A 9,564-nucleotide genomic window follows, 5' to 3' on the forward strand; every position below is an offset into this window, starting at 1 on the left:
GTATTTACTTGATCGGAAAAATTTAAAATGTCATAGTCAATGTCAACAGTATTCAAACCCCATGTCAGCACGTTGCAAGGATAAAGGACTTTATGGCAGATCTTTCGCAAATCGCGGAGCAGGAATGGAATGAAGCGAATCGTCGTGCAATAGTTCTACGTCCATTAATTGACCAGAAACATTGTCCTCGCGAAAAAGCACGTGAAGCTGCTGCTGAATTGGGATTGTCCGAGCGGCAAATATATAGGTTGATTCAACGGCTACGCGAATTTGATGGTGAACTCACGACTTTGTTGCCTGTCAACTCTAATGGCGGGCGTGGAAAACCGCGATTGTCTATGCCTTGCGATACATTGATCCATCGTCTGATAGGCGATTTTTTTATTACCTCTCAGAAACGATCAGCTGCTGATTTAGTACGTGCAATCCGTAGCCAGTCTTTAAAAGATGGATTAATCCCGCCATCTGAAAGCACTATTCGTCGTCGCTTACTCAGGTTGTCTTTGGCTGAACGAAGTCAGCGAGGAGAAAGGTACCCTGAAACCAAGCCAATTTACGGTGCCACACCCATAGCCAACACCCCACTTGACTGGCTACAAATGGATCATACGTCAGTAGATCTAATCATAGTAGATCCAATTGATCGGTTGCCGATAGGTCGTCCATGGATAACCGTAGCTATTGACGTCTTTAGTCGTTGTATTGCTGGATTTCACCTTTCGCTTGAGGCAGCATCAGCGACTAGCGTAGGTCTTTGCCTAGCTATGGTTGCAACGGATAAAGCGTTATGGTTGCAAGAGCGTGATATCAAGGCGCATTGGCCAATTATGGGAAAACCACGCCGTCTTGGTGTTGATAACGCTTCAGAATTTCATTCCACTGCATTTGAACGGGGCTGTGCTCAACATAGCATTGCTATCGAATGGAGGCCTCCAGGGCAGCCACATTTTGGCGGAATCATTGAACGGGTCATTGGTACTTTGATGCAGCTTGTTCACGCCTTGCCAGGCACAACGTTCTCTAATCCAACCTGATGTGGCGATTATGACAGCGACAAGACAGCCAGTATAACCCTTGAGGAACTAGAGCGTTGGCTAGCGGTCGCTATTACCAAATATTATCATCTTCGACCCCATGAAGGATTAGATAAAGAGAGCCCATTACATCGCTATGAACAAGGGCTCCAGACAGCTTCTTCTGTAAACCAAGTTCCGGCAATGCCACGAGATCCACGCATCTTCTTGATAGACTTTCTTCCCGTGATACGCCGCACTTTACAGCGCGATGGTATTACGATTGATCATATTAGGTAGGTAACAGGATCCCATTACTGAGATCCCGTCCCATAAGAACGTAGCGTGAAACTTTCGCCTCACTACGCTCAAGCCTTTTCAAAGCCAACTTCGGTTGACCCAGCTATCCTATTCATCTGGCGCCTATTTTATCATGGCTGGTTGTTTCGAACCTGTTCTGGTAGCTTTTAGGTAGCGTTTACGCTTTTCAAATTACTCAATGAAACAGGGATCATAAGGTGTAGCCTCAGCCTTGATTTTGATATGCCTTTTCACAGGGACGGCGCTTGCTTCGAATAAGTCTACATATGACTTGGTGCCGTTCCCGTTTATAATTTTCGCAGAGAATATCCAATTCCTTAATCCATGGCAGCGAAAAGTGTTACAAATTTGCTATATACCCTTTTTTCAATTTTCGTAAAACACACGTAAGTACTTTGATTTAATGGCGCGCCCGGAAGGATTCGAACCTCCGACCCCCTGGTTCGTAGCCACATTGATCAAGAAAATTGTTTAATAAAATCAGCAGGTTGCGATGTAACAAAATTAGCAACTACTGCCTAAAACTGCTTGAAACAACTATGGTTATACTACAGTTTGTTACAAATTTGCTACACACAATTAAGCGCTCCTTAGATTGCGTAATTAGTTAGATCTTTACTTTCTCAAAATCCATTTTTACTGATACCTCTCATAATCTTTTGAAGCTTTAACTTTGTCAAACTCATCCTTAAAAATTTTTATTTTTTCGCTCAAGCGACCATTAGAGACCTCCTTTTTATTAAAACCGTTTTCAAGTCAGAAAAGAGCATCAAATCAAAAATCACATATGATTTGACAATTTGGAATATATCTGAGTTTTTGGTAAGCGTGCGTGACTAAAGATTGAGCTTTTGTTTAGCCTATAGCCTCAATGATTTTAGAAGGCGACTTAATGATAAATGGCATCAATAAACTAGAAACTGTCAAACAAGCCTTTAGACACTGGCGAGCCACACGAACAAAGCGCAGGCAAATCCCCGATGAATTATGGGAGCAGGTCAAGGGGACTATTGGGTGATTATACTCTTTCGAAAATCGGCAGTCATTTAGGGATTAGTCCAAATCAGGGTTTTAGTCGAGTCCTTCCTAAGTCCTTATGAATAAGAGCAATTCTTCAAGCGACTTCGTGTCGCGTCCGTATATCCAGCCCAAACTGGCAATGAGATAGTTAAGCCACTTTTAGTGCTAATATTTTGTCCATATCGAACAACATATCCTGCTCTTCAATATATATTCCCCATGCAAATTGACATAATGCCAGATTAAAGTCGATCCATTGCAAATAATGGTTAGTAGTGCGGACTTATTAAAGTTATTTCAGAGAAATTTTCTCATCAATATCAGCCTCTACTGTTTTATTTTTTAAAATTTCATTATATTTTGCCTTCCACTCTGTATATTTCTTCTGCGTACTTTGATATCTGAGGAAATGATTGTTCATCTCACTCATAGCCATTAGTTTCGCAATTTCTTTTTGTGCGTTTCTCCAAGCATAGGGGTTTTTTTCTTGGTTATCCGTTGCTTCCTGGATTAAATGAAGTATTTTATTCACTCCTTCAGGAACTTTCTGGGTTTTATCAATTTTTCCATCTGTGATAAATTTTACCCTTACTCCTCCGAAAAGGCTCACCTCCCATTTTGTTTGTTTAATTTCTTGCTGAAGATTTTTTAAATCTTCTCGAGCATGCATTTCTACCTCTGCATCCTTATTGGATTTAATTTCATTTTCATCGAACTTATCAAGCTCAAAAAAATTACGTTTATAGGGAGCAGCATTATTGAACACTGTAAAAAATTCATTTTTTAAATCTTCTTTTGCAGTTTTGTTAGTCATGTTGCCGAGCATTTTTTTTGCTTCTTCTATACTCACATATCTTAGAATATTCTTCTCCGCCTCTTCATCATATAAAAACAAATAATTATAATCTGGATGATTATTTATAAAATTTAATAGCTCGTTAGCTTCCTTGCCAGTGGCATTTTTATATATCATAGGCGCAGATATTGGTTTAAATCCTTCTTTATTCTCTTTTTGAAAGGTTATTCCTTCATTCAAGCGCATAGTTTTAGGATTTTGAACCAAAAAATAGTCTTTTTTTGAATTGGCATTGTCTTTATGCTTAAAGTACTTATCTAGGATATTATTAGCCCAACTTGTAACACTCCCTTTTGGAGTTTTAATAAGTGTTTCATCTTCTGAATAGTGATGTCGGGTTAAATCAGTAGTTAATTGTTGTGTCGGATGTTTAAACTGAGTTTTTTTTGTAGGAACATTATCTTTTAATTTTTCCTGTCTATATTCTTCGCGCTGAAGCATTCCCAATGACTCTTTTGCGATTAAATCAGCTTGTGGTACTTTTATTCCACGTGGGTCACAAATAAAACCAATATTGTTTTTTTGATAGGGTCGAACAGGTACATTTATTGATTCACCCGACCACGCTACTGTTAAAGAAAGCCCAACATTCTTATCCTCCCGAGATAATTTATGAGCAAAATTTTTATGCAATTCTTCCATACCCTTGGCAGATTGCATAGTAAATACAAAATAAGCCGATTCTTCATGTTGTATTTTCTTGTGGACCATAATAACCCTCACAAATTCTAAGTTTCTTATTAAAATTATAAATATTGAATATTAAAATAAGCGTAATTGAGAATGAGGAAATAGAATTAGCAATAAATAAAAATGGAATACCTCGATAAACATATACGGGTAAGTCAGAATACGTGTGCAACTAGGTCATTTTATTTTAAAAATCGCCTACAGCCCTCTGGTTTCCACAGCCGGTAAAATATACAAAGAACCTAACGCACGTTATACATTAAATCTGCATTGTGATGAGCTGTCCAGAGATAATCCAAGATTCGTTTGTGAAGATTTTGAATAAGATCATTGTGATCTTGCTCCGAAAAAACGGACACATTGCTAAGCGACCTTTTTTAGCCTCAAATACCTCAGGCGATTTATAACCTATCATTGAATGAAGTCGTTTTCTATTGTAATAGATTTTGATGTATTCAAATACATAATTTTTAGCAATTGAACGCGTTGCAAATCGTTCCCCATGAATTGCTTCTGCTTTAAAACTATGATTCCAGATTTTGACTAATATGACCTAGCTTAAAATCGATATTTCGTATTCAAAATAAGTAGTTACAAAGTCCATTCGTGCGTTGGCACATTATAATAAAGCCCATAACTTCATGGGCTTTGCTATTACAACAGCCATATTTTTCTCCCCACAAAAAAAATTATATCCCAATAGGAAAAGCAATGAATTTTCTTCAAAGGACCATAAGTCTTCTTTAATACCGAATCGATAAAATTTACATAGAGAGTAAATTTAATCACCAACCAGGAGTATTAAAATGAAGATTAGTCAAGAAGCATTAGCGAGTTACTTAGAGGCCATAAAAACAAATCCTTTTTCAATAAAAGATATTCCTATACCAGAAGAAGAGCCTAGTGATGAGCATAAAGAAATTTATATGGCCGCTGTAAAACTAAATGGTGAATCAGTGAAATATATCCCCAAGCCTAAGGAAGGAGAAAAAGTAAGTTCATTCTATGAAGAACTATATTTAGAAGCAGTGAAACAAAGTCCGCAAGCGCTACGGAATATTTTTATCCCCATATTGCTTGCGAATATGAACCACACGAAAAGTCATTTGGGGTACTACGTCCAACTGTTCCGTGATTTCATCGCGGATATGGGTTAAGGTGCAACCACAAGAACATTGTTTTTCTGTATCACTTAAGTCATGAATGGTTTCAATGTAAGGTAATGATTTGGGTAATGGTTTTCTGCCTGTTCCCTTTTTATTGCGCGTATAGGTTATCGTTTCAGTTGCAGGCTTTGTGTCTTCTTCTTGAATGGGCTCTTGTGTAGGAATGGCTTCATCAAATTGTAAGGTAAGTTGCTCATCAATTACATTTTTTTCACTTTTACGACCGAAACGAGCGGTGCGGAATTTTGCAGTTCTAGAAGCTATTGATGAAGACCAGCCATCTTAAAAACATAATTGCCATTTAGTTGAATGCCGCGTTTAATATGTATTTAAATACATATGTTCTTTACAGCATATGTATTTAATGCCATAATTTGCTAATGAACTGGGAAATAATATTTCAAGAAGATTTTAATTTGGAATTCGATGAACTTAACGAGTTGGTTCAAAACGAATGTTTAGCTCATTTGAAAGTTTTAGAGAAATTTGGCCCAGAATTAGGACGACCTCACGTAGATACATTAAAGGGTTCTAAACATGCGAATATGAAAGAACTTAGGTTTAGCGCCGATAATGGGGTATGGAGATTGGCTTTTGCTTTTGATCCTACCCGGAAAGGGATTCTCCTTATTTGTGGTGATAAATCTGGTGGGAGCGAAAAACGTTTTTATAAAGATTTAATTAAGAAAGCAGATCAACGGTTTGATAAGCATTTATCAAATATAAAAAAATGAGGTGAATTATGACTAGATCACTTAATGACAAAATGAACTCTCTCTCGAAAGAGAGACAGGAGCTTATTCAAAAGCGAGCTAATCAATTAATTGCCGAAGAAATGACTTTGCGGGATTTACGTTTAGCTCTTGAGAAGACTCAAGAGGATTTAGGGGCGATCTTGCACATGAAACAAGATGGAATTTCTAGACTAGAAAAACGATCAGATATGCTAATTTCAACTTTAGGTAAATATATTGCCGCAATGGGTGGCTCATTAAAATTAATGGCTGAATTTCCTGACCGATCCCCTGTTGAAATTCATGGTATTGCTGATATTAGCTCCCATTAAAGCAGGGAAGTGGAGAGTACGCTTGTAGATAAAATAAAGTCTGATTACTGCGAAAAGTAGACTTTAAGCTAGAAAACTGACCGTGGAAAAAAAGTTCAACCCTTGAAAAAAAGTGTTGCAGATCAATTGATGTTGAAAAATAAAAATACAAAATAGAATAAGTAAAGCTCATTATGTCTTTAGTATGGGACAATTTTATTTGATTAGGATTTATCACTCAGTTAAATATCTAATTATTCCTACCACTATACCAATGATAGAACAATCAGACATTTTATTAATTATAATATTACCCCAATGATCATTTTCTGCTTTTAATTCAAATGAATTAGTCTTTTTAGAGAAAGTCAGCTGCTTATAACGACGGATGATGACTTGGTCTTCTTCTAATTGCACTGCAACGAGATTGCCTGGGTGTAATTTAGCACTGGGATTAATAATTAATATGTCATTTAGTCTTAATTCAGGATGCATGCTTTCATCATTCATTTTTAAAGCAAATGAGTATTCTTCAAGTTTTGCATTAAATTCAGCAGTAACAGGAATATATCTTACTTCCTGTTCGTTCTGATTATTTTTAAGTCTTTGAATAAATAATTTCGCTTCACAAGCTTGTTGAAAATTTAGTAAAGGAATTAATGCATTTAGTCCTGGTTTTTTCTTCGGTTGTTTTTCATCTGTTAAGCACATCAAATAGGCAGGTGAGACATCTAGTGCTTGAGCTAGTTGTTTAATCTCTTCAGGTCCAGGAGTTCTATATCCACGCTCCCAATTACTAATTCTTGTCTGTTTTAAATCATCGGTTAATTCTTCCAGAGCTTTCAGTGTAAGGCCTTTAGCTACACGCTCTTCTTTTATTCTTTGTCCAATTTTATCTTTGATGTTCATATTAATTAGCCAAAACCAACTAAAAGTGGAAAATAGATATTGAAATATCCACTAAAAGTGTTATATTGAATTATTTCCACGATAAGTGGATTCGTATTTCTATTAAAAATAAAGATATCACAGAAACAAGTAATAGCGAATCGTTTCACGGATTGAGGTAGGTAATGGATTTTTTAATGAACAGTGAAGAATTGGCTGTATTAGCTGGGTTGCCACATATTCAACAGCTAACTTACTTAAGAGGAATAAGGCCGTACATGGATGTTAAAACCGGATTAGTAGGTGTAAAACGAGGAATTAGCTATCAGTCCATATCGGAACAACTTTACGTTGAACCACATCAGGGTATTAAAAGTCAGAGTTTTCACGTGATCAAGTACGGCGTGCTGTTTCAGGACTAGTTCGTGCTGGTATTATTGAAATGCAATCCGAAGGTATGCAATTAATTTTAAAATGTAACTTAGCTTCACGGCATTTTTCTGTCCAAAATAAAGCCGCCATAAACCCGCCCGAAGAATTCCTTGAAAGTACTGGTTTATCTGGGTGTGAGCCATTAAAAGCCGACATAGCCGAACCTCAAAAAGCCGCCATACCTCATAAAGATAATAATTATTATATTTATTTATTATTGCAATTCGAAAAATTTTGGTCGCTTTATCCAGAAAAAAATCCAAACAAAAGGCCCAAGCAGCTTTTGAGCAATTAAACCCTAATACCACGTTATTTAGGCAGCTCATGGAGTCTTTGCAACATCAAATTAATCATATCGAAGCCATGAAAGTAAGTGGACTATGGGTACCACCTTGGAAATATCCCGCTAATTGGTTAGCACAACGGTGCTGGGAAGATGAACTAATGGAAGTAACACAGGAGAAGAAGCATGAAAAACATCGGGACAATCATCAACATGAATCAACAAAAGATATGTTCTGGAATCCAGACGAAGAACATCATGAGCCAGAAAGAAACAATATTGTCTACTTCCACAAAAATTGATCACCAAAGCAAACTGATTGATATCTTGTTTTCAAAGTTTGCGGCTTTTTATGGCCATTTATGGAGGAGCCAATTTAAGAGTGAAGGATTTTTAGAGTTTGCCAAAAGAGAATGGCAAGAGGGTTTAAGTGGATTTAACGAACACATTATCAATAAAGCCATCATGCAATGTCGGGAATATTACGAATTACCTCCGTCATTGCCACAAATGATTGCCTGCTGTCGTGCAATTAAAAAGCGCAATAACTTTTATGTTGTTGAAAAAGATCATGTTCACGCAAAACAAGAAATCGTTTTAGCGCAATTGACAAAATGTAAAGAAATTTTAAATCAAAAATAAGGGAGACAACCATGTTGGTTTTGGAGCGAAAAATTGGACAAAAGGTGATGCTTGATAATGGTGCAATTGAGGTAAAAGTACTTAGGCCTCGGGGAAATATGATTCGATTAGGCTTTAAAGCATCTCAAAATATGGAGATTAACAGGGAGGAAATTTATTTAAGAAAAGTATTACAAGTTCCAGAATTTTTAAAAACCGTTCGTACGTAATTAGGGAGGAGAAAATGAGTACACAAAATAGATTCACTAAGAACATAAAAAGAGGAATTAGCGCTTTATGCTGTTTTCTTCTTTCATCAAGCTTATGGGCTAATGATCTCTTAGTCAAAGCTCTAGATGGTGATGTCAAAGATACTTTGGGTTCTGATGCTAAATTTTGGACGGTATTTATTCTTGTGGATATTGTTTTAGCAACCTGTGCTGCAGTAGCTACAAAAAATCCCAAGGTATTTCTAAGTGTCTTTCTTATTGCTTTTATTCCTGGCTTTCTCGTAAAAACTTTCGTGTTTTAAATAGGACTAGATGATGAGTAGCATAAATTATCAATTCTTAAACCATATTGATGCGCCTAAGAGGGTATTAACGTTAACCATAGATGAGCTTGTGGTGGTTGGCTTGAATTTGATGTTGCTCATTATTTCAAATCAAAAAGCACTAGTTAGTCTCCTTGGACTGAGCTTATTCAGTGGGTTACGTTATTTGAAGAAAGGAGCAGGCCCCAAAGTACTTTTAGTACTGGTTTACTGGTATTTGCCCAGCGTTTTCACCCAGTTTTTTCTACCCAAACTACCCTTATCACATCATCGAGTCTATGTCGCGTAAGGAGCGTCAAAATGGATTTTAAAAGTTATCAAAGTCGCTTAAGTCAAATCTCTGCACGATTTAATCTGATGGTGTGTCTTGTCTTTGGGCTGCTCTTATCAAATGTAGTGTTAACCAGTTTTATTTATACTCTATGGAACCACCACCGTATTGAAGTAACACCTTATTCAGGAAACTTAAGTTATCTCAAATCAGCATCCAGTGTGGACAGTCATTATTTAAGTTTAATGACGGAAAATTTTATTAATGGGCCTAGCGCTCCAGAACTTGCGCCCTGATGCAAAATCTAGAATCACTAAATTAAATGGCTTAAATTCTACCAATTGGATTATAACTACATGTAAATTCAAACGCTTTAGACTCGGCCTGTCCATTTAAATGTAAATA

13 protein-coding genes and 2 pseudogenes are annotated in these 9,564 nt (G+C 36.7%); 11 read left to right on the forward strand and 4 right to left on the reverse strand.

All coding sequences use genetic code 11. From position 1 onward, the window contains the following. Nucleotides 1–92: 92 nt before the first annotated feature. Together Lgra_RS01100 and Lgra_RS18430 are read left to right on the forward strand one after the other, a co-directional pair. Nucleotides 93–1,034: an integrase catalytic domain-containing protein gene (locus tag Lgra_RS01100; RefSeq protein WP_058497453.1), complete on the forward strand. Its 942-nt coding sequence runs from the start codon at nt 93–95 to the stop codon at nt 1,032–1,034. 1,192 nt (nt 1,035–2,226) lie between these two features. Further along, nucleotides 2,227–2,352 (forward strand): hypothetical protein, encoded by a 126-nt coding sequence (locus Lgra_RS18430; protein ID WP_274519557.1) that lies wholly within the window; start codon nt 2,227–2,229, stop codon nt 2,350–2,352. A gap of 294 nt (nt 2,353–2,646) precedes the next feature. Here the strand turns inward: Lgra_RS18430 and Lgra_RS01110 are convergent, their stop codons facing one another. Continuing rightward, nucleotides 2,647–3,852: a hypothetical protein gene (locus Lgra_RS01110; protein WP_131743529.1), complete on the reverse strand. Its 1,206-nt coding sequence runs from the start codon at nt 3,850–3,852 to the stop codon at nt 2,647–2,649. 436 nt (nt 3,853–4,288) lie between these two features. Further along, a pseudogene (locus tag Lgra_RS18565) lies at nt 4,289–4,450 on the reverse strand (IS3 family transposase); the annotation flags it as partial. A gap of 256 nt (nt 4,451–4,706) precedes the next feature. Between Lgra_RS18565 and Lgra_RS01115 the strand changes: the two are divergent. Continuing rightward, the gene (locus Lgra_RS01115) at nt 4,707–5,057 is read left to right on the forward strand and encodes a DUF4116 domain-containing protein (protein WP_058497455.1); all 351 of its coding nucleotides are present in this window, start codon (nt 4,707–4,709) and stop codon (nt 5,055–5,057) included. Here Lgra_RS01115 and Lgra_RS17335 read toward each other — a convergent pair. Beyond that, nucleotides 4,950–5,330 (reverse strand): IS66 family transposase, encoded by a 381-nt coding sequence (locus Lgra_RS17335; RefSeq protein WP_274519559.1) that lies wholly within the window; start codon nt 5,328–5,330, stop codon nt 4,950–4,952. The two genes, Lgra_RS01115 and Lgra_RS17335, sit on opposite strands and share 108 nt — an antisense overlap. Before the next feature lie 116 nt (nt 5,331–5,446). Between Lgra_RS17335 and Lgra_RS01120 the strand changes: the two genes are divergently transcribed. Both Lgra_RS01120 and Lgra_RS01125 read left to right on the forward strand, forming a co-directional pair. Beyond that, complete coding sequence (locus Lgra_RS01120) at nt 5,447–5,800, forward strand: type II toxin-antitoxin system RelE/ParE family toxin (RefSeq protein WP_058497456.1); 354 nt, start codon at nt 5,447–5,449, stop codon at nt 5,798–5,800. An 8-nt stretch (nt 5,801–5,808) separates the two neighbouring features. Further along, complete coding sequence (locus Lgra_RS01125; RefSeq protein ID WP_058497457.1) at nt 5,809–6,132, forward strand: helix-turn-helix domain-containing protein; 324 nt, start codon at nt 5,809–5,811, stop codon at nt 6,130–6,132. Nucleotides 6,133–6,345: 213 nt separating this feature from the next. On the opposite strand, the gene Lgra_RS01130 is transcribed toward Lgra_RS01125, so the two are convergent. Then, the gene (locus Lgra_RS01130) at nt 6,346–7,020 is read right to left on the reverse strand and encodes a helix-turn-helix domain-containing protein (protein WP_058497458.1); all 675 of its coding nucleotides are present in this window, start codon (nt 7,018–7,020) and stop codon (nt 6,346–6,348) included. A gap of 164 nt (nt 7,021–7,184) precedes the next feature. Between Lgra_RS01130 and Lgra_RS01135 the strand changes: the two are divergent. The 6 genes and pseudogenes from Lgra_RS01135 to Lgra_RS01160 all read left to right on the forward strand — a co-directional run bounded on the left by Lgra_RS01135 (nt 7,185) and on the right by Lgra_RS01160 (nt 9,455). Next, nucleotides 7,185–8,016, forward strand: a pseudogene (locus Lgra_RS01135) (hypothetical protein). Next, a complete protein-coding gene (locus tag Lgra_RS01140; RefSeq protein WP_238584318.1) occupies nt 7,973–8,356 on the forward strand; it encodes a Vir protein in 384 nt (127 codons plus the stop codon). Before Lgra_RS01135 ends, Lgra_RS01140 begins: the two are co-directional and overlap by 44 nt. A gap of 11 nt (nt 8,357–8,367) precedes the next feature. After that, nucleotides 8,368–8,565 carry a carbon storage regulator gene (locus Lgra_RS01145; protein WP_058497460.1) on the forward strand — a complete coding sequence of 66 codons (198 nt, stop codon included), beginning with the start codon at nt 8,368–8,370 and terminating at the stop codon, nt 8,563–8,565. 14 nt (nt 8,566–8,579) lie between these two features. After that, entirely contained in the window at nt 8,580–8,867 is a 288-nt protein-coding gene (locus Lgra_RS01150; protein ID WP_058497461.1) for a hypothetical protein, read from the forward strand. Nucleotides 8,868–8,880: 13 nt separating this feature from the next. Further along, entirely contained in the window at nt 8,881–9,177 is a 297-nt protein-coding gene (gene traL / locus Lgra_RS01155; RefSeq protein ID WP_058497462.1) for a type IV conjugative transfer system protein TraL, read from the forward strand. Nucleotides 9,178–9,188: 11 nt separating this feature from the next. Beyond that, nucleotides 9,189–9,455: a type IV conjugative transfer system protein TraE gene (locus Lgra_RS01160; RefSeq protein WP_238584319.1), complete on the forward strand. Its 267-nt coding sequence runs from the start codon at nt 9,189–9,191 to the stop codon at nt 9,453–9,455. The last annotated feature ends 109 nt before the right edge of the window (nt 9,456–9,564 follow it).

Source organism: Legionella gratiana, from assembly GCF_001467695.1.
GTDB classification, from domain to species: domain Bacteria; phylum Pseudomonadota; class Gammaproteobacteria; order Legionellales; family Legionellaceae; genus Legionella; species Legionella gratiana.